The organism is Xanthomonas sp. SS (genome assembly GCF_014236835.1).
Taxonomy (GTDB): domain Bacteria; phylum Pseudomonadota; class Gammaproteobacteria; order Xanthomonadales; family Xanthomonadaceae; genus Xanthomonas_A.
This window is the reverse complement of the sequence record NZ_CP051190.1, coordinates 2,045,965-2,064,548: the sequence shown is the minus strand read 5'-3', so window position 1 is coordinate 2,064,548 and position 18,584 is coordinate 2,045,965. Positions and strand designations below refer to the sequence as shown.

Sequence of the window (18,584 nt, the reverse complement as noted above, 5' to 3'; positions counted from 1 at the left end):
CAAGAGCCTGGTGACAGAGTCGGGGGTCGCGCAAATCCGGCGCGCGCGTGCGCTCCCGCGGACGAAGGACGTCCGAGGACAGGCTTTCAGCGCCGAGAAAAACGGAATTTGTCAGAAAACTTTCCATGTCACCCTCGCGTGTGTCCTGAGAACCCACGCCCCTGTTCCTATTGCCAATTGCACCGCACCAGCATCGCGAGAATGTGCCGTAGCGCCATGCTCACGTCAAGCATTTGGAAAAAAAGCGTTCAATCCAGCCAAATTCCCAATAATTTTGCCAACTACGTCACTCTATGTCACAACGAAAGCATGGGCACATCCACCTTCGGCTTCAGCCTTGCGGTGAAGTGCCGGTCCTTGTAGTACTTGATCTTGTCGCACTTCACAGGATGCGGGATGCCCTCGTACAGGAACACCTCATGATCGTTCCCCATCGCCTTGAGTTCCTGCGGCAGCATCAGCGCCCTCCTCTCTTCCGACACGCTGCGGGTCACATCCTTGCCGCGCGTCACGTTCTGCTTGCGGAAGGTGGTGTAGCCGAGCATCTCCGAGTAGTCGTTGGCATCCTGCTGCTCGCGCGGAGCGTAGAGGATCTGCAGTGCATGGTTCGTGATGATGGTGCGCGACACGTCCTTGCCGTAGGTCGCGTCCAACTGAGCCATGCTCTGGATGATCGGCAGAAGGCGGACATTGTAGCCGGCCATGTATGACACCGCCGAGGCGATGATGTCGACCTTGCCGATGGCAGTGAACTCGTCCATCAGCAGCAGGCACTGGTACTTCAACGCCGGGTTGCTCTTGGGCAGTTCCTTGGTGTTGAGGTTGATGATCTGGCTGAAGAACAGGTTGATGATCAGGCGGCTTTCGGCCAGCTTGTTGGGCTGGATGCCGATGTAGATGGTCATCTTCTTCTTGCGCAGGTCGGTCAGCAGGAAGTCGTTGTCGCTGGTGGCCGCGTCGAGCACCGGGTTGATCCAGGCATTGAGCGGTTCCTTCAACGTTCCCAGGATCGAGGCGAAGGTCTCCTCGGCCTGCGACAGCATGTTGGAGAACGCCGACTTGGCGTTGCTGCTGAGGAAGCGCCGTTCCGACAGCGACTTCAGGTATTTCTTCAGATCGCTGCCGTCGCCCGAGGACAGACGATAGATCGCCCCCAGCGTCGGCGTACCCAGGCCACCTGGGAAGCCGATGTTGCGCTCGTCGTCCCAGTTCTCGAACAGGTACAGCGCGAACGCCATGAATGCGTTGCGCGCCTGGCTGACCCAGAATTTCTGGTCGTCCGATCCATCCGGATACAGCATCGCGGCGATGCTCATCAGGTCGGAGACGCGGAACGCCGGATCATCGGACACATAGCTGAGCGGGTTCCAGCGATGCGTGCGCCGGTCTTCGGCGAACGGGTTGAACAGGAACACCTCCTGTCCCTGGCTGGCGCGCCAGCCGCTGGTGAGATCGAAGTTTTCCTGTTTGATGTCCAGGACCACCACCGATTCCTGGTATTCGAGCAGGTTCGGGATCACCACGCCGACGCCCTTGCCGGAACGGGTGGGCGCGGCCAGGATGACGAACTGCTGGCCGCTCAGGCGCACCAGCTTGCCGCGGAACTTGCCGACCACGATGCCGTTGCCGCTCTGCTTGAACAGGCCGTGCTTGGCCAGGTCGGCGGCGCCGGCGAAACGGGCGTCGCCGTGCAAGGCCTGCTTGCGCGGCTTGAACATCAAGAACAGGGTCAGCAGGCACAGCAGCCCAGGCAAGCCGAAGCCCAGGTAGCCGGCCCACTTGATCTTGCCGACGTAGGGCGCGACCTGCGGCAAGCCGATGGCATGCACGTATTCGTAATAGGTGCCCAGCCCGAACAGGCGCGTGTCCAGCTTGAGCAGCAGCAACACCATGTAGCCGGACAGGAAATAGCCGACAACGACAGTGAGTGCGACGACGACCACAGCCGCAACGATCTTACGATTCGACAAGCCCCTATCCTCCCTGATGCACCTTGGCGACTATTCTAGCTTCGGCGCCGGGTACTCGGCTTGCTCTTCGACGGCTTTTTTTCGACGCTGACGCCGCCGCCGTCCTGCTCGACCAGGTTATCCATCCAGACCCGCGCCTCGTCCCAGGACATGTCGCGCGAGTCCAGGCGTGCGCCACCCTCGGTGGTCACGGTGTAGCCCACCACGTTGGCGGGGCTGTATTCCGGTTCGCGCGTCAACGCCACCAGCTGGTAGCGTCCTTTGACTTGAATCGTATGATGATATTCCATCATGCGTACGGCCTCCTCGCCTGATCGTCGGCCTGGATGCTAAAGCAAGCTGGGCGCCAGGGCCACCCGCCGCCGGTACGCGACCGCCCTGCTCTGCTCTGGACGATAGGCAACAAAAAAGCCGGCGGGCGCCGGCTTGTCGTGTTCCACGAGTGCATTGCCTGCATGTCGTGGTGGGCGGTACAGGGTTCGAACCTGTGACCCCTACCATGTCAAGGTAGTGCTCTACCGCTGAGCTAACCGCCCATCGCTGCTGCGGACATACCGCTGCAGGGGCGCGAATCTTAGCCCACCTTGCGGCCAAGAACAATAGCCGCGCGGACCAGGCCAGCCGCCGTGCGGCTAGCTGACCAGGCTGGCGTCGCGCAGCTTCTTGATCTGGTCGCGCACCCGCGCCGCGTCCTCGAACTCCAGGTCGCGCGCGTGCTGGTACATCTTCTGCTCCAGCGCCTTGAGCCGGGATGCGACCTCGGCCGGCTCCAGCATGCGGTAGTCGGCCGGCTCTTCCGCCACCCGGCGTCCCTTGCCCTTGCCGGACTTGGTCTCGACCGCGCCATCGGCGCGCGCGCCCTCCAGGATGTCGACGATCGGCCGCGCCACCGACTTCGGGGTGATGCCGTGCTCGAGGTTGTACTCCACCTGCTTCTCGCGGCGACGCCCGGTCTCGTCGATCGCCGCCTGCATCGAACGGGTCATCCGGTCCGCGTACAGGATCGCCTTGCCGCGCAGGTTGCGCGCGGCGCGGCCGATGGTCTGGATCAGCGAACCGGTGGAACGCAGGAAGCCCTCCTTGTCCGCATCCAGAATCGCCACCAGCGACACCTCGGGCATGTCCAGGCCCTCGCGCAGCAGATTGATGCCGACCAGCACGTCGAACTTGCCCAGGCGCAGGTCGCGAATGATTTCCACGCGCTCGACCGTGTCGATGTCCGAGTGCAGGTAGCGCACCTTGACCCCGTGTTCGCTCAGGTACTCGGTGAGGTTTTCGGACATGCGCTTGGTCAGCGTGGTGACCAGCACGCGATCGCCCAGCGCCACGCGTAGCCCGATCTCCGACAACAGGTCGTCGACCTGGGTGCCGACCGGACGGATCTCCACCTCCGGATCGATCAGCCCGGTCGGGCGCACCACCAGTTCGGTGATCTCGCCGGCCGACTCGCGCAGTTCGTACGGACCGGGCGTGGCCGACACATAGATACTGCGCGGCGAGCGCGCCTCCCATTCCTCGAAGCGCAGCGGCCGGTTGTCCAGCGCCGATGGCAGGCGGAAGCCGAACTCCACCAGCGTCTCCTTGCGCGAGCGGTCGCCCTTGTACATCGCGCCGATTTGCGGAACGGTGACGTGCGACTCATCCACGACCAGCAGCGCGTCGGCCGGCAGGTAGTCGAACAGGGTCGGCGGCGGCTCGCCCGCGGCCTTGCCGGTGAGATGCCGCGAGTAGTTCTCGATGCCGTTGCAGTAGCCGACCTCGGCCATCATCTCCAGGTCGAACTGGGTACGCTGCGCCAGCCGCTGCGCTTCGACCAGCTTGTTCTGCGCGTACAGCTGCTCCAGCCGCTCCTTCAGCTCGATCTTGATCGTGTCCACGGCGCTGAGCGTGCGCTCGCGGGTGGTGGCGTAGTGGGTCTTCGGATAGACCGTGTAGCGCTGCAGCTTGCGCAGCGTCTCGCCGGTCAGTGGATCGAACAGGGTCAACTGCTCGACATCGCCGTCGAACAGCTCGATGCGCAGCGCTTCGCTGTCCGACTCGGCGGGAAACACGTCGATGACTTCGCCGCGCACGCGGAACGTGCCGCGGTGCAGTTCGTATTCGTTGCGGGTGTATTGCAGGTCGGTCAGGTGCTTGATCAGCTGGCGCTGCTCGATATGCTCGCCGATCGACAGGATCAGGCGCAGCGACAGATAGTCCTCCGGCGCACCCAGGCCGTAGATCGCCGATACCGTGGCCACCACCAGCGCGTCGCGGCGCGACAGCAGCGTCTTGGTCGCGGCCAGGCGCATCTGCTCGATGTGCTCGTTGATCGAACTGTCCTTCTCGATGAAGGTATCCGACGACGGCACATAGGCCTCTGGCTGGTAATAGTCGTAATAGCTGACGAAGTACTCGACCGCGTTGTTCGGGAAGAACGCCTTGAACTCGCCGTACAGCTGCGCCGCCAGGGTCTTGTTCGGCGCCATCACCAGGGTCGGCTTCTGGATCGCCTCGACCACGTTGGCGATGGTGTAGGTCTTGCCCGAACCGGTCACCCCGAGCAGGGTCTGCTTGGCCAGCCCGGCCTCGAAGCCGGCCACCAGCTTCTCGATCGCCTGCGGCTGGTCGCCGGCGGGCGAGTACGGCGATACGAGTTGGAAACGGTCGGACATGAACGGGCCTCGAGATGAATTTGAGTGGAGCGAACCTCGGCTGACGCAGCGCCGGGAAGATTCCTTACATGGGAACGGTGAACCCTCTCATTCAAGCCCCCATGCCAGGGGACCGAGACTGATAGCCCTCCCCATCGAAGGACGGCTTCCATGCGGAAATCCAGTGCTCAAGGCTACACATTGCTGCAGTTGGCAATCGTGATGGCGATGATCTGCGTGCTGACCGCGGTCGGCATACCGGCCTTCCAGGACCTTCTGATGCGCCAACGCCTGGCCGTCACCAGCTATCGGCTCAGCTCCCAACTTGCCCTGGCCCGCAGCAGCGCCATCAGCTACGGCGTGCCAGTCAGCGTATGCCCATCGAATGGCGATGGGAGGTGCCGCGCCGACAACGACTGGAGCCACGGATGGATGGCCTACCGCGACCTGGATCGGCAGTCGCAACCGACCGACCCGGGCAGCGTTCTGGGCCTGGAAACCGCACCGGCGGTGACCTCCATGACCGTGATTTCGAACAGCGGCAGGCACGTCGTTCGCTTTCTTCCTGACGGCCGCAGTGCTGGCAGCAACCTCAGCATCAGGATCTGCGGGAAGGGACGCCTGATGGCTGAGGTCATCGTGAACAACGCAGGCCGGACCCGCTTGGCCAAGGCGGCGGAAAGCCAGGCTTGCCAAGCGAAAAGCTGAAAAAGCAAATTTCCCGGAAATTTTCCCGGCACAAAGAAAAAGGGCCTGCGGATGATCCGCAAGCCCTTGATATTTCTGGCGCCCGAAGTTGGACTCGAACCAACGACCCCCTGATTAACAGTCAAGTGCTCTAACCGGCTGAGCTATTCGGGCGGGGAGGCGCATTGTATAGAGGCCTCGTGAGCATGGCAAGAGGGTTGCTAGGCACTCCTCTTCCCCGTCAGCACGAGGCTGGCAACCGGGTCACCAGCATTCAGTCTCAAGCGCGCCGGTTGACGTCGTTCGCGCGCCTTTCTGGTCCAGCCCAAGGGTGCCGCACTTTGTGTCCTTCGTCAGCTGCCTCCCCTTCGGGGTTGCGGTGAGCTTGAAAGCACTTGCGCTCGGCGTGCCATCGAACGCGATCGTGTAGAACTGCGCCAAATCCGCATCGCATGTGGGCGCGGTTGCACCGACGTAGGTCATATTGGTCGTATAGAAACGTTCCACCAACTGCGCCCCTTGCTGCAGACAGACCGCCGCGGCGGAGCGCCGCGACTTCACGACATAGGACTCGTAGCTCGCGAACGCGATGGCCGCCAGGATGCCCACGATCAGCACCACGATCATGATTTCGATGAGGGTGAAGCCGCGCTGCCGCGACGGGTTGCCAAGAAGGGGACGCATCAATCGTTCCTCAGAAGTTCACGCCAGGACACGCGCTTCATGCTGAGCGCGCTGCTATTGGTGCCGATGCCGATCGTACTGGCGTTGTCCAGACCGATCTGCATCTGATTGCCGATGAAGATGGGACTATTGGGACTGCTGTCCAGCCCGATGCCGGAGGCGGGCTTGCCATTCAGCGTATCACCGGTGCTGGAGCCACCGCTGCCATCCAGGTCGAAGAACGACTGCGGCATACGCCCACCCGTGAACGGATTGATCGCCATCACGAAGCCCTTGCCGCTTGGACTGCAGACATCACCCGAGTCGGGTATGCGCGTGGTACCGATCAAGGCAGTTCCCTGGAAGAAGTTGGATACGACCATGCGCTCTCCCTCGGCAGTTCCCGATGGCGGCACCAAATCCATATACCACCCATCCACGCCGGGACTTGGCTGATCTTCGATGACGCGCACGGTGTAACCGTTCACAGTGCCCTGTTCCTGGATATCGACCTTGTTCAAGGTGGAGCGATCAGAAGCGATCGCGCTACCACGGTCGATCAAGCCGTACCAAGTCTGCACGTCCTTGTTGGAAAGGTCGCCATCGGACAGGTATTTGCCGGTACCGAAGAAAACCCAGGTCAATCCCGTCGATGGGTCCTTCGCCGCGGTAGGCGCTGCCGTGATCGGCTGGGTCTTGGAACCGTACTGCGCAGTGAACAGTCGGGTGGCCGTGCCGGACGCGCCGGCCATGTCGAAACGCCACAAGTTGCCGTTCAAATCGCCGGCATAGATTCGATCGACGATGTAGTCGTTGTTCGAAGACCAGGCCAGCACTGAAGACAGGCCATTGTCGCCAGTCGCACCGGTCGAGATGTTGCTCGAGACGCCACTCAGGATATTGACCAACACCAGATCGGCAGAGTCTCCGCTGCTATTGGGACCATTGCCGACCATTGCATACCACTGACCGTTGCCAAGCTGGCCGATGATCGGCTTGCCCAGATTGTTGCCGAGCGTAGTGAGGTCTGTGGAAGTCTTGTCCCACAGCAAGGAAATGTTGTCAGGATCGGTAACGTCCAGCGCGAACATGCCCTTGCCGCCGCGCCCCATGGTTCCGATCAGAACGGACCGCCAGCTCGCAGACGACGTGTCGTAGATGTCGGAAACGGTCAGCTCCCCATCCACGTAGTAGCGATGCTCATAGTCGGAACTGGTGTAGTTCAGCAGCCCGGTCATCGCTGCCTTCGGCACGAAAGCGAACTTCTCGGCGCCAGAGCTGGCGTTGAAACCATGCAACATGCCGTCGTTGGCGCCCACGTAGAGCATGGGCGTGCGCGTCGCCTTGGCAGCGGCGAACGACGCGTAGGCGCTGGCACCGGTAAAGGTCGCAGTGGTGTAAAGCCGCGCATTCGGCGAACCCACATAGACCGGTTGCGAATTGACGATGTCGCCCATCAGCCCGGTGCGGGTGCGCAGGGTACCGCCATTGGCCTTTTCGTTGGTGCGATCGCCACGCAGGTAGTCGATTTGCTGCTGGGTGGCCGAAGACAGCGGCGTACCGGTCAGATTGCCAGAGGCAAAATTCGTAAGGGTGGTGGCATCGCTGGCAAACTTGATGGTTCGCGTATTCCATGCCGGAAACTGGCCACTGGCGCTCCATGCCTGAGTAAGCGCGCCTGTGGTCTGGTTGACATTGTACGCAATCAAATCGCCGCGCCAGGTGCCGCTGTAGAAGACGGACTGGTAGGTGCGAGCACCCGACTCAAGCTTGGTCGTGTTGCTGGCCAACGATGCGGCGGAACCCTTCATTTCATCCAGGATGCGCTCGAATGCCTTGCGCAAGCTGGTAATCATCTTTTCCGCATCGGCGGCGAGGTAATAGTTGTCCGGTTGCTTATAGGTATTAGTGCCGTTGACATAGGATGTGCCATTCCACCAAGTGCCATCCGACAAAGCGTCTAAATTGGTATCTGGATCGTAGCCCGCGGGCACCTGAAAACCACCGTATTTGGCCGTCAGCCAATACTGATTGGTACTCGGCGACTTGTAGTCGCCGTACTCCACTACGTCCACCCAATGGGTAGAAAGCGTCTGCTTGCCTGGAAATCCGTCGCTTGCGGTATCCGGCCGCATATCCTTGGTATGCGCATCGTAGGCGAGCGCCGCGATGTAGGCCGAATTGCCGCCGCCATTGAACTGACTTGCCGAAGCCTTGGTCGCCGCATTCGCCGCAGTCTGCCCCTCCTTGCGCCAAATCTGGGTCATTCTGGTGATGACGTTGACGGAGTTGTCGCGACTCACCTCGGCAGGCTGGGTCGGCTCCCCATTCAAATTTGAAGTATTGCCTGGCAGGTTTTTGTCGTTGTGCGTATTTGTATCGCCAATGCCCAGGATGACATTGACCTGACACCGGTAAGAGATCGGATCATTCCAGGCGGTAATCACCGGGAAGCCATCTGCCTGCCTGTATTTACTGAGCGAATCCCCACTGAGGGAAGAATAAGCAGCGACGCCACCCTGATGCTTGAAATAGCGAATTGCAGCGTAATAGAGCTCACTTACATCATCGTATGATTTGACGTTCTTGCCCGTATTAAGCTGACCGAACTTATTCAGGTAATTGATGACGCCACTATTAACGATCGGATAGCCATTTCCGACCACGGCCGTCGTAGCGTTGGCATCGGCAGAGTCGGGATTTTGATACAGGATACCGGTTTGTGGATCCCATTCGCGCGCAGTGTTGACGAGGCGTCCCTGATCAGGATTGTAGCTATAGGGGCCAACAAACTTCTGCTTGGCACGTAAAATGCCCGTATCGACACCATTATCATCGACGTTCTTGTAGCCGAAGATACTGTAGCGAATGCGGGTCGCATATTGCTGAATCAAGCCCTCTGGCTTGTATCCCCCATTCGGGTAGGCGACGCAGTTGTCTTCCAGAAAGCCGCTGACACATACCTTGACGCGAACCGACACTTCAAAGGTAAGCGTGGTATCCAGGACGCAGCCCTTGTTGTCCTTGGCAGTACACGCGGTCCCGTTCGGATTGAGGTAACTGCCGTTCAAGGCATGGACGGAAGGATCGTATGCCACCACCGTATCGGTGGTCGCGCCGTAGCCGAATCGCATCTTGTTGCCAAGCCCATCGATGCGCATGTTCAGGTTCTGCCACCTCGCCGATGTACCGCCGGTGATGAGTGCGGCATTGTTAGTGATCACGCGCCGCGGGAAGTTCTGCGTACTGGCGCGGTCTGCCACCGCTTTCTCCAGAATCGTCTCGGTCGCGGTATCGCGTACGCGATAGCCTCCGGTCAAGGCCGAGCGAAACGGATCGATGGTCTGGGTAGCCGCCCAGTTGAGAAAATTGCCCGACCAGGCGCCTTGCGTTCCGGCACATGAATAATTTGCCGGACTATTGCCGAGACTGCTGACCGGATAGAAATAACGATCAGTCTCTGTGGCGCTGTAGTTGTATTTGTAGCACTTCTTCGAATCGAAGTAGCCGACGAACTTGGAGGTCGCCGAATACGTATCGGATAGGTTCGCCTTGCTGATGACGGTAGGAAACTCGACAGAGGGCACGATCGCCAGATTGCCCGGAACCGTACTGCCCACGTACAGCGGAGACTGCGACACATCGACGTCTGCGCCAGCACTACCGATTGTCCCGATCAGGAGACCTGCCGCCATGGCGAGGAACGAATCCTTGCGCGTCGCACTCTTTGTTCGACTGGTCATGGTGAAGGCCCTTACTTGACGGTGACGTTGGTTTGCAGCACGACGATCGCGCGCCCGCCTGCAGCGGTGGGGTTGGCGCTACGCGCGATGATGCGGTAGTAGTGTTCGAGCGAGGTACCGCCAGTACCGCCGTACTGGTTCTGGTTGATGCTCGACCCCAGCCCTAGCTGATCTTCGCTGGTGCGTTGCCCCATGTACTGGATGTAGTACTGCGCGGCGCTGGCCTGAAGCTTTTGGGTGACGACAGCGTCCACCCAGCACTCCTGGGCACCCAGGGCACACCCGTTGACGTTCCCGGTATAGGTATTGCTCGGAACGGCAGGACATACAGTCGTACCCGAAGCACAGTTGAATCCCACGGGACTACCGCTTGCCGCGGCGCCCTGGATGACTTTTTCCGCATCGCGCAGCGCGCCTTCTGCCGCCTGGAATGCCAGGCTGCGGTCGTACATGTTGGACGACATGCGCTCTTCCAGCAGGGTACTGCGCAGCACCGCCAGACCCAGCAAGGTCATGACCAGCAACAGCATCAATACGATGATGAGGGAGATACCGGATTGCCGATTGATGGGCGCATTCATGCTCACGAATTCCTGTTCCTGATGCTCACGATCGTCGTCACCTCGCGCGACAGCGGCGTATTGTCGCTACTGACGGCATCCGCGGAATTGACCGTCATGACGACCTTGACTGCCACCACGTTGGCCCAGTTCAAGCCTGCGCTGCCGTCCACATAGGCACTCGCACCAGTCAATAGATACTCGAACTGCAGATTCGAGACGCCTTCGGTGATTTCGTTGGAGGTGACGGTACCGCCCGGCCCGACCACGGCCTGGTACAGCGACGTGCCGCCACGTGTGTTGTCCGCCAAATACCAACGCACTGCGCGCAGTTCGGTCAGCAGGGAGTTCATCTCGTAGGTGTAACTGTTGGAACCGGCAACGCAGACTCCGGGCAAGCGACCCAACCGATTGCATGCGTTCAAGGAACCGCTTACGTAGGTCACGCTGGTGCCGGACACGCCATCGGCCTGCAGCACCGCGACTTGCTGTCGGTCGCATAGCAACATCACCGCATTGGCATGCAGATCGGGGGCGGCGGCGTTGAGGGTCAGGGTTTGGCTGCCGGCGTTATGCGCGGTAACGGTGGCACCGCCGGTGCTTGCGGACAGCACCTGAATCGCATCGGTGCCGCTCTTGGACGTGATGCCAGGCGGGCTGCTGTTGTCGAACCCTTGCAGCGGCTGCGCCCAGTCTTTCCACCAAGTGGCGGTAGGGTCGGACAACACATTGGCCACGGGCAGCCCGGAATCGCAAGGATTGCCGCCAGCCTCGCGGATGTCCCGCGCCATCATCTCGAAGGCAATGCGAGCCGATTCCTGGACACGGCTGAGGCCTTCGGTAGCTGCATAGGTCTTGCGATTGGATAGGAAAATACCGACGGCCGCGCCAACTACCAGCAGGCCGAGCAGCATCGAGATCATCAACTCGACCAGATTGAAGCCGGACTGGCGCGACGGGGAAGTGCGAAGGGAGAGGGTTCTCACAGCTGCGTCACCGTTTCCAGCTTTTGCGTGGCACTGCCATTGGCGGAAGCGTCTTTTGCACGGCTGTCGTCCCACTGGACGCCGATTGCGCAATTGCCATCGAGGCAGGCGATGGAACCGCATGTCGTTTCGGGATCACCACCGATGGCGTCTTTCAGGCCAGCGAGCCAAGCGGCCTGGTCATTCTCGATCAGGCTGCCACCAGTGGGCGCCGTACAGAGCATCCCCGTGGTGTTGTAGCCGCCGATCAGGGCGGCGTCGCGGTTGGCGCGCATCGCGTCCAGGATGGTGTAGGTCTGCATGACGATCTGGCTGCGCTGCATCGCGCTCTGGTTGTTGCGTAGCGCGGTCGTCTGCATCGCGGCAACGCCGAGCATGCCGATTCCGAGTATCAGCACGGAAATCATCACCTCGATGAGGGTGACGCCGGCAATGTTCCTGTCACTGTGAAACCGTTTCATAGCGCCTCTGCTTGTCAAAGAGCGGTCTGCTGGGCCGAACATTGGCCGCCGTTCGAACTACGCGCGATGGAAACCCGACTGCCCCCGCTCATAGACACAGTGCGCACGTTGTCGGAAGGACTGGTGACCGGCATGCAGACAGTGATGTCCATTGCCAGCGGCGTACCGCTGCTGTCGCGAGCGATGCCGTCGGCGTTGAACGTAACCTTGTCACCCAGCGCATCCAGTGCCGAACTGGAAACAGACAGGCCGGTGCGCAGCGTCGTGGCCCGCAACACGGTGCCGTCGCGCGTCACCGTCAGCAGATGGGTCCAGTCGCCGCCGCTGGCGCAGGTGCTGCCGTCGTCGCTGCGGCACAGACTGACCCCTCCGTTCAGGCGGACCGCCTCCGAGCGCGATGCCTGCAAGGCGGCGACCAACTCATTGGCGGTGCTGGTCAACCGGTTGCTACGGATCAGCATGGTGAAGCTCGGAAATGCCAATGCCATGATGATCGCCAACACCGCGACCGTGACCATCAGCTCTACCAGCGTGAACCCGCGCTGCCCCGATACGGCAAGGCGACGCTGCTCAGGAACGCACATATCGTTTCCCCAAATTTCCCCAAGCGAACGCTAACGGGTGTACCGCCGCCGCGCCAGCCATTGCCGACGGATGGCGGATATCGGGGGCTGGACGGATCGTGCGGGCCGGCGTCGTTGCCGGCATGATGCGCGTCTACCCTCTTCCGCCCGCCCTCGATGCCCTCCCCCGCGTACTCGAACGACCAGTTGCAGGTGCTCAAGCAGCCATCCACCCTGATCTGGATCGTCATGGCCGGCGAATGCATCGCCGCCATCCTGGCGCTAACCCCAAGCCAGGGCCCGGGGGGGAACCGCTGGGTCTATTTCGGCCTGGCATCGCTCGGCATCCAATGGGTGGCATTGCTGACCCTGGCTAGTCTGCTGATGCTGCGCCGCAGCCTGGCCGGGAGAGGCATCCTGCTGATCACTGCCGCGACGCTTGGCCTGATGCAGTTGCTGACCTGGTTGATCAGCTGGGTGATCCTGTCTGCGTTCGGCGACTACTGGCAGTTGTCGACCGCAGCATGGCTGACGCTCTCGCTACAGCTGTCCGGCATCGCATTGCTGATCGGCCTGCTCGGCATGGCCGCACTGAACAACCATATCCGCATCAAGCAACTGGTCGAACGCGCCAAGCAGGCGGAAATCGACGCGCTCACCGCGCGCGTGCAGCCGCACTTCCTGTTCAATACGCTCAATACCGCGGTGATGCTGGTGCATCGCCAACCGCAGCAAGTCGAACAATTGCTGATGGATCTATCCGATCTGTTCCGCGCCGCGCTGGCAACGCCCGACCTGGTCAGCCTCGACGACGAAATCGACCTGGCGAGGCGCTACCTCGACATCGAAGCCATTCGTTTTGGACCGCGCCTGCGCGTGCACTGGGAGCTACCGTCGCCCTTGCCGCAGGCCAGGGTCCCGCGGCTTTCGTTGCAACCCCTGGTCGAGAATGCAGTGCATCATGGGATCGAATGCTCGCCCGATGGCGGCGAGATCCGCATCGCCATCGGCGAAACTCACAACCGACTGAAGATCGAGGTCAGCAATACGCTGCCCCCGGCCGGTTCCACGCCTCATCTGGGTCGTGGCCACCGGGTCGGTTTGTCGGCATTGCGCACGCGCCTGGAAAGCATGCAGGGCGGCGTCCTGAGCACGGGCCTGGAGGACAACGCGCTGTTCGTGGCGACGATCCGGATTGAACTCAGGCCATGACCCGATAACAAGGCCGATACTCCCCGGAAATCTTCATCCGGCGCTGCTCGACGAAGGCGCGCAGCAGTTCGTCCAGGGCCTGCATCATGTCCGCGTCGCCGTGGATCTCGAACGGGCCGTACTCCTCGATGCGGCGCATGCCGTCTTCCTTGACGTTGCCGGCGACGATGCCGGAGAAGGCGCGGCGCAGGTCCGCCGCCAGTGCGTGCGGCGGGCGCCCGTGGTGCAGGTCGAGCGCGGCCATCGCCTCGTGGGTGGGCACGAACGGACGCTGGTATTCCAGCGGGATGTCCACCGACCAGTTGAAGTAGAACGCGTCCTTCTGCTCCTTGCGGTGCATGCGCACTTCCTGGATGCCCTCGGCCATCTTGCGCGCCACCGCGATCGGATCGCCGACGATGATCTGGTAGCGCGAGGTGGCGGCCTCGCCCAGGGTCAGGCGCAGGAAGCGGTCGATCTGCTCGAAGTACGGCGCGGCGATGGTCGGGCCGGTCAGGATCAGCGGGAACGGCAGGCCGCGGTTCTCGTCGCGCAGCAGGATGCCGAGCAGGTACAGGATCTCTTCGGCGGTACCGACGCCGCCGGGGAACACGATGATGCCGTGGCCGATGCGGACGAAGGCCTCCAGGCGCTTCTCGATGTCCGGCATGATCACCAGGTGGTTGACGATCGGGTTCGGCGACTCGGCGGCGATGATGCCCGGCTCGGTGACGCCGATGTAGCGGTTGTCGTGCTTGCGCTGCTTGGCATGGGCGATGGTGGCGCCCTTCATCGGCCCCTTCATCGCACCCGGACCGCAGCCGGTGCAGATGTCCAGACCGCGCAGGCCCAACTCGTAGCCGACCTGTTTGGTGTACAGGTACTCGTCGCGCGAAATCGAATGACCGCCCCAGCACACCACCAGGTTCGGATCGGCCGGTTGCAGGATGCGCGCGTTGCGCAGCTGCCCGAACACGGCGCTGGTGATGCCTTCGCTGGATTCGAGGTCGGCGGCGGAGTCCGGGCCGAGTTCGATGGCCATGTAGGCCAGGTCGCGGACCACGGCGAACAGCAGTTCGGCCACGCCGTTGATGATCTCCCCGTCCACGAAGGCCATCGCCGGCGCATTGAACAGGTCGATGCGCGCGCCGCGGTCGCGCTGGACCACCTGTATGTCGAAGTCGGGATACAGGTCGCGCGCGGCGCGCGGATCGTCGGACGCGCTGCCGCTGGTCAGCACCGCCAGCGCGCAGCGCCGCAGCAGTTCGTGCAGGCCGCCGCTGGAGGCATCGCGCAGGCGCACCACTTCGGCGCGCGAGAGGATGTCCAGGCCGCCGCGCGGGTAGATCCGCGCGTCCACTACCGGCAGCGCCCGCGCGGCCGTATTGCTCGTCGTCATATCGGAATTCTTGTCGTTGTCGTCAACGGCGACTTTAGCGTCAGCCCCCGCAAAAGAAAACGGCCGGGTTGCCCCGGCCGTTCGCTTGTACCGCTGCGGTTGCGAGCGGATCAGAACTCGTAACGGAAGCCCAGGTTCAGCGACCACTGCGAAACGCCGGTGTTGAAACCGTCGGCATCGGCATTGGCGGCGGACGGCTGGTCGGTGTACAGGGTGTTGTACACGTACTTGCCGTTGTAGATGCCCTGCAGGTTCGCCACGCGCGCATCTGCGAAGAAGCCGTAGTCGTAGATCTGGCCCCACTTCTTGTTCAGCAGGTTGCCGACATTCTGGATGTCCAGCCACACCTCGGACTTGTGGCCCTTGAAGAAGCCCGGCAGCTGCTGGCTGATGTGCACGTCGAAGGTGTTGATCCAGGAAGACCGGAAGCCATTGGCCGGCGCGTAGCTGCCCGCGTACTTGGCCAGCTGCGGATTCTGCGCCAGCCAATCGAAGAACTGCTTCTCCAGCGCCGGGTTGGCGGTGAACGCGCCGGTGCTGCTGAGGTTACCGAACAGCACGTCGCCCGGACCCTTCGGCACGTAGAACAGGTCGTTGGTCGAACGGCTGTCGCCATTGGCGTCGCCGTTGTACACGTAGCTGTACGGACGGCCGCTGCGGCCTTCGTACACCAGGCCCACGCGGGTTTCATAGTCGCTGAAGAACTTGTGCTTCCAGTTCAGCGAACCGGAGATACGGTCCTTGATCTCGTAGCGCGACGTGTTCTCGGTTTCCGAGTTGGCGTTGAAGGCGTACTGATAGCCCCAGCCGGAGCTGGCGGTGGAGCTGGTCAGCGAACCGACTTCGGTGGCGTGGGTATAGGTGTAGCCCAGGTTCCACGACCAGTCGCCGCCTTCGCTGAACGGCTTGGACAGCGACACGGTGAACTGCTGGGTCTTGCCCTTGTCGGTGTTCTCGATCAGGAAGACGTCGCTGTAGGCGCCGTTGCGGTTGTAGCGGTTGTTGCCGGCGGCCCACGCGCGGCCGGTCTGCGACGGGTTCCAGTACAGCGCACGGCCATCCGGGCCGTAGTAGGCCGGGGCCGGGTCCTCGCCCGGGTTGTTCACCCGACCGATGTTCAGGCTCTTGTAGTACAGGCCGTTCTTGACCTTGGTCACCAGCAACTCGGCCGACGCCACGATGCCGTACCACGGGGTTTCGTGGTCGAGCGCGAGGTTGGCCTTGTACAGCGACGGCAGCTTGAAATCGTTGCCGACGAAGCTGACGCCCTGGGTGGCGGAACCCGGCGCGGTCGGAATCGGCTGCGTGTCCTTGTTCGGGCTGAACGGCAACGCCGGGTTATAGGCGGTATAGCTGTAGGCGTTGTAGTTGAACCCGGTATTGGAGTAGCTGTTGCCGATCCACACCTGCGGCGCATCGCCCTGGAACAGGCCCACGCCACCGCGCAACTGGGTCGGACGGTCGGTGTCGAACGTGTAGTTGAAGCCGAAGCGCGGCTGGATCAGGAAATCGCCGCCGAACACCTTGCTGTTGTCGTAGCCGAAGTACGCCTGGGCGGCCGCGTTATAGGTCGGATCCGGACTGACGCCCGGGCGGTCGCCGCGCAGGCCCAGGGTCAGGGTCAGGTTGTTGTTGACATACCAGGTGTCCTGGATGAACAGGCCGAGATTGTCGTTCTTGTAGTCGGCCGCGATCGAACCCGGGGTGCGCTCGCTGTTGAGCTGGTAGGAACTCCAGCGGCCATTGGCGAAGTTGTCCAGGCCCAGGAACGTGTACACGCCCCAGCTGTTGCGGCCGAACAGGTTGTAGACGTCGTTGGTGGTGTAGTCGACGCCGAACTTCAGGTCGTGGTTGCCGAGGGTCAGGGTGCCGGCGCCGTAGTAGTTCCAGGTCTTGGTGGTGAGGATGTTGCCCTGCGAGTTGGTTTCGGTGCCGAGGAACAGCACGTCGCCGGTCGGCGCGGCGACGGTGCCGTCGAAGTAGATCGCGACGCTGGGGGCGTCGGTCGGCACCACGCGGATCGCGGAGTAATCGCGGTAAGACGCCTTGAACTCCGTGGAGAAGTTCTCGGACCAGTCACTGAACAGCTGGCCGACGTAGCTCTCGACGGTCTTCTCGTGCTGGTACCAGTACGAGCTCAGCGAGGCCTGGCTGGTGCTGCTGGCGCCGTTGATGCGCAGCTTGCTCTGGTCGAGCTTGCTGTAGCGGAAGCTGGCGCGGTGGTTGTCGTTGATGTTCCAGTCGAGCTTGAGCGCGTATTCCTCGAGATCGGTATTGCCGTTGCTGTCGAGCGAACCGGCGTCGAAGCCGTAGTTTTGCGCGATCTGCTGCGCACGCGCCACGTCCGCCAGGGTGTACTTGGCGTTGGCCTTGCCCAGCGCGGTGCTGCCCAGGTCGAGGCCAGGCGCGTCCTGCTGGAACTTTTCGTAGTTGGCGAAGAAGAACAGCTTGTCCTTGACGATCGGGCCGCCGAAGGTGGCGCCGTAGGTCTTTTCCTTGGTGAAGCCGTTGAACTTGCTGCCGTCCGGGTTGTCGCCGAACCAGTCGCCATCGCGCATGTAGCCGTAGACCGAACCATGGAACTCGTTGGTACCGGACTTGGTCACCGCATTGACGGTGGCGCCGGCGGCGCTGGCGATGCTGACGTCGTAGTTGGACAGGTTGACGTCCAGCGCTTCGATGGCTTCCATCGACACCGGCTGGCGCCGGGTGGTCATGTTGTTGCCTTCCAGGCCGAACGTGTCGCTGGCCGAGACGCCGTCGATATTGATCGAGTTGTAACGCGGGTTCAGGCCGCCGGCGCTGATGGTGCCGGACGCGCGATCGACGAAGGCCACGCGCGGATCCAGGCGCATGTAGTCCTGGATATTGCCGTTGACCGACGGCAGCGACTCGATCTGCTCGCGGCCGACGTTGGTGCCCGCGCCCATCTTGGTGGCGCTGAACATGTCGGAACCGCCGGCGACCGCAACCGCGTTCACCGTCTGCAGCGTCGTCACGTCGCCGCTCAGCGCGGCGTTGACGCTGGCGGTCTGATTCACGCTCAGGTACACACCGTCTTCGGTCTTGGTGCCTTCGCCGGGCTTGGTGATGGTGATGGTGTACGGGCCACCGACGCGCAGGCCGCGCGCGTTGTAGCGGCCGCTGGCGTCCGTGGTGGCGCGGCTGACCGTGCCCGATTCGGCGTGGGTGATGGTCACTTCGGCGCCGACCACAGGCTGGCCATCGTGGGTGACCAAACCGCCGACGCCGGCGGAGGTGCTCTGGGCGAACACAGGGGCGGCGGCAAGCGCAGCAACGAGGCCAAGGGTGAGCTTGGACATCCGGAGACGGCGGGGTTGAGTCATTGCAATAGCCTCGATGGAAGTTGACGAAATGCGCATAGCTAGCCGTCCTTGGTCGACGCACGGCAGCGGAATGAGGTTCGTGCCCCCTTGCTGGATCCCCCGCAAGGGTTAACGTGAGTTTAACACCATAGGGCCGATTTGTTGCCGAAACGTGACAAACCAGCATAGACGGACATGACACGACATGGATCGCAGTTCCCATGTCGGTGCAGGACACTGGGTGACACCGCCGCGCATGCCTCGGGGCCCGCATCGCCGGCTCAGGTAGTGCAGATACTCGATGGTTTGGCCGGTAGCGTCGGCTGCGCAGGATTTGCTCGAATCGTCGGCTCACGAGGGGAGCGGACACAGCAATCAGCGCCGTTTCCGGACCGCCTGGCG

13 protein-coding genes and 2 tRNA genes are annotated in these 18,584 nt (G+C 62.1%); 2 read left to right on the top strand and 13 right to left on the bottom strand.

The annotated features are described in order from the left end of the window. Positions 1 to 296: 296 nt before the first annotated feature. The 4 genes from HEP74_RS08425 to uvrB all read right to left on the bottom strand — a co-directional run bounded on the left by HEP74_RS08425 (position 297) and on the right by uvrB (position 4,624). Positions 297 to 1,970 carry a type IV secretory system conjugative DNA transfer family protein gene (locus HEP74_RS08425; protein WP_185816043.1) on the bottom strand — a complete coding sequence of 558 codons (1,674 nt, stop codon included), beginning with the start codon at positions 1,968 to 1,970 and terminating at the stop codon, positions 297 to 299. Positions 1,971 to 2,005: 35 nt separating this feature from the next. Beyond that, complete coding sequence (locus HEP74_RS08420) at positions 2,006 to 2,263, bottom strand: hypothetical protein (protein WP_185816042.1); 258 nt, start codon at positions 2,261 to 2,263, stop codon at positions 2,006 to 2,008. A 168-nt stretch (positions 2,264 to 2,431) separates the two neighbouring features. After that, a tRNA-Val gene (locus HEP74_RS08415) sits at positions 2,432 to 2,506 on the bottom strand. 96 nt (positions 2,507 to 2,602) lie between these two features. Beyond that, positions 2,603 to 4,624: an excinuclease ABC subunit UvrB gene (gene uvrB, locus HEP74_RS08410; protein WP_185816041.1), complete on the bottom strand. Its 2,022-nt coding sequence runs from the start codon at positions 4,622 to 4,624 to the stop codon at positions 2,603 to 2,605. Between the two features lie 150 nt (positions 4,625 to 4,774). Here uvrB and HEP74_RS08405 point away from each other — a divergent pair, with 150 nt between their 5' ends. Then, on the top strand, positions 4,775 to 5,311 hold the full coding sequence (locus HEP74_RS08405) for a GspH/FimT family pseudopilin (RefSeq protein ID WP_185816040.1): 537 nt from the start codon (positions 4,775 to 4,777) through the stop codon (positions 5,309 to 5,311). Positions 5,312 to 5,387: 76 nt separating this feature from the next. Here the strand turns inward: HEP74_RS08405 and HEP74_RS08400 are convergent. The 7 genes from HEP74_RS08400 to HEP74_RS08370 all read right to left on the bottom strand — a co-directional run bounded on the left by HEP74_RS08400 (position 5,388) and on the right by HEP74_RS08370 (position 12,287). Further along, positions 5,388 to 5,464 (bottom strand) — tRNA-Asn (locus tag HEP74_RS08400). A gap of 90 nt (positions 5,465 to 5,554) precedes the next feature. Beyond that, positions 5,555 to 5,974 carry a type IV pilin protein gene (locus HEP74_RS08395; RefSeq protein ID WP_185816039.1) on the bottom strand — a complete coding sequence of 140 codons (420 nt, stop codon included), beginning with the start codon at positions 5,972 to 5,974 and terminating at the stop codon, positions 5,555 to 5,557. Further along, positions 5,974 to 9,696, bottom strand: a complete 3,723-nt coding sequence (locus tag HEP74_RS08390; RefSeq protein WP_185816038.1) for a pilus assembly protein — start codon at positions 9,694 to 9,696, stop codon at positions 5,974 to 5,976. The genes HEP74_RS08395 and HEP74_RS08390 overlap by 1 nt, the downstream gene beginning before the upstream one ends. Before the next feature lie 11 nt (positions 9,697 to 9,707). After that, positions 9,708 to 10,277 (bottom strand): pilus assembly PilX family protein, encoded by a 570-nt coding sequence (locus HEP74_RS08385; protein ID WP_185816037.1) that lies wholly within the window; start codon positions 10,275 to 10,277, stop codon positions 9,708 to 9,710. A 2-nt stretch (positions 10,278 to 10,279) separates the two neighbouring features. Then, positions 10,280 to 11,179, bottom strand: a complete 900-nt coding sequence (locus tag HEP74_RS08380) for a PilW family protein (RefSeq protein ID WP_185816551.1) — start codon at positions 11,177 to 11,179, stop codon at positions 10,280 to 10,282. A gap of 59 nt (positions 11,180 to 11,238) precedes the next feature. Next, positions 11,239 to 11,703 carry a type IV pilus modification protein PilV gene (pilV, locus tag HEP74_RS08375; RefSeq protein ID WP_185816036.1) on the bottom strand — a complete coding sequence of 155 codons (465 nt, stop codon included), beginning with the start codon at positions 11,701 to 11,703 and terminating at the stop codon, positions 11,239 to 11,241. A 14-nt stretch (positions 11,704 to 11,717) separates the two neighbouring features. Further along, a complete protein-coding gene (locus HEP74_RS08370) occupies positions 11,718 to 12,287 on the bottom strand; it encodes a GspH/FimT family pseudopilin (RefSeq protein WP_185816035.1) in 570 nt (189 codons plus the stop codon). A 156-nt stretch (positions 12,288 to 12,443) separates the two neighbouring features. Here HEP74_RS08370 and HEP74_RS08365 point away from each other — a divergent pair, with 156 nt between their 5' ends. Further along, entirely contained in the window at positions 12,444 to 13,478 is a 1,035-nt protein-coding gene (locus HEP74_RS08365; protein ID WP_185816034.1) for a sensor histidine kinase, read from the top strand. On the opposite strand, the gene ppnN is transcribed toward HEP74_RS08365, so the two are convergent. After that, entirely contained in the window at positions 13,468 to 14,856 is a 1,389-nt protein-coding gene (ppnN, locus tag HEP74_RS08360) for a nucleotide 5'-monophosphate nucleosidase PpnN (protein WP_185816033.1), read from the bottom strand. The two genes, HEP74_RS08365 and ppnN, sit on opposite strands and share 11 nt — an antisense overlap. 110 nt (positions 14,857 to 14,966) lie before the next feature. Further along, positions 14,967 to 18,179, bottom strand: coding sequence for a TonB-dependent receptor (locus HEP74_RS08355; protein WP_185816032.1), 3,213 nt, complete (start codon positions 18,177 to 18,179; stop codon positions 14,967 to 14,969). Positions 18,180 to 18,584: the final 405 nt, after the last annotated feature.

What these genes read in the sequence shown, in the direction of transcription:
- HEP74_RS08390 (WP_185816038.1), bottom strand. Translation starts at nt 9,696, where the DNA reads ATGACCAGTCGAACAAAGAGTGCGACGCGCAAGGATTCGTTCCTCGCC.
- HEP74_RS08385 (WP_185816037.1), bottom strand. Translation starts at nt 10,277, where the DNA reads ATGAATGCGCCCATCAATCGGCAATCCGGTATCTCCCTCATCATCGTA.
- HEP74_RS08355 (WP_185816032.1), bottom strand. Translation starts at nt 18,179, where the DNA reads ATGTCCAAGCTCACCCTTGGCCTCGTTGCTGCGCTTGCCGCCGCCCCT.
- HEP74_RS08395 (WP_185816039.1), bottom strand. Translation starts at nt 5,974, where the DNA reads ATGCGTCCCCTTCTTGGCAACCCGTCGCGGCAGCGCGGCTTCACCCTC.
- HEP74_RS08370 (WP_185816035.1), bottom strand. Translation starts at nt 12,287, where the DNA reads ATGTGCGTTCCTGAGCAGCGTCGCCTTGCCGTATCGGGGCAGCGCGGG.
- HEP74_RS08420 (WP_185816042.1), bottom strand. Translation starts at nt 2,263, where the DNA reads ATGATGGAATATCATCATACGATTCAAGTCAAAGGACGCTACCAGCTG.
- pilV (WP_185816036.1), bottom strand. Translation starts at nt 11,703, where the DNA reads ATGAAACGGTTTCACAGTGACAGGAACATTGCCGGCGTCACCCTCATC.
- HEP74_RS08380 (WP_185816551.1), bottom strand. Translation starts at nt 11,179, where the DNA reads ATGATCTCGATGCTGCTCGGCCTGCTGGTAGTTGGCGCGGCCGTCGGT.
- ppnN (WP_185816033.1), bottom strand. Translation starts at nt 14,856, where the DNA reads ATGACGACGAGCAATACGGCCGCGCGGGCGCTGCCGGTAGTGGACGCG.
- HEP74_RS08405 (WP_185816040.1), top strand. Translation starts at nt 4,775, where the DNA reads ATGCGGAAATCCAGTGCTCAAGGCTACACATTGCTGCAGTTGGCAATC.
- uvrB (WP_185816041.1), bottom strand. Translation starts at nt 4,624, where the DNA reads ATGTCCGACCGTTTCCAACTCGTATCGCCGTACTCGCCCGCCGGCGAC.
- HEP74_RS08365 (WP_185816034.1), top strand. Translation starts at nt 12,444, where the DNA reads ATGCCCTCCCCCGCGTACTCGAACGACCAGTTGCAGGTGCTCAAGCAG.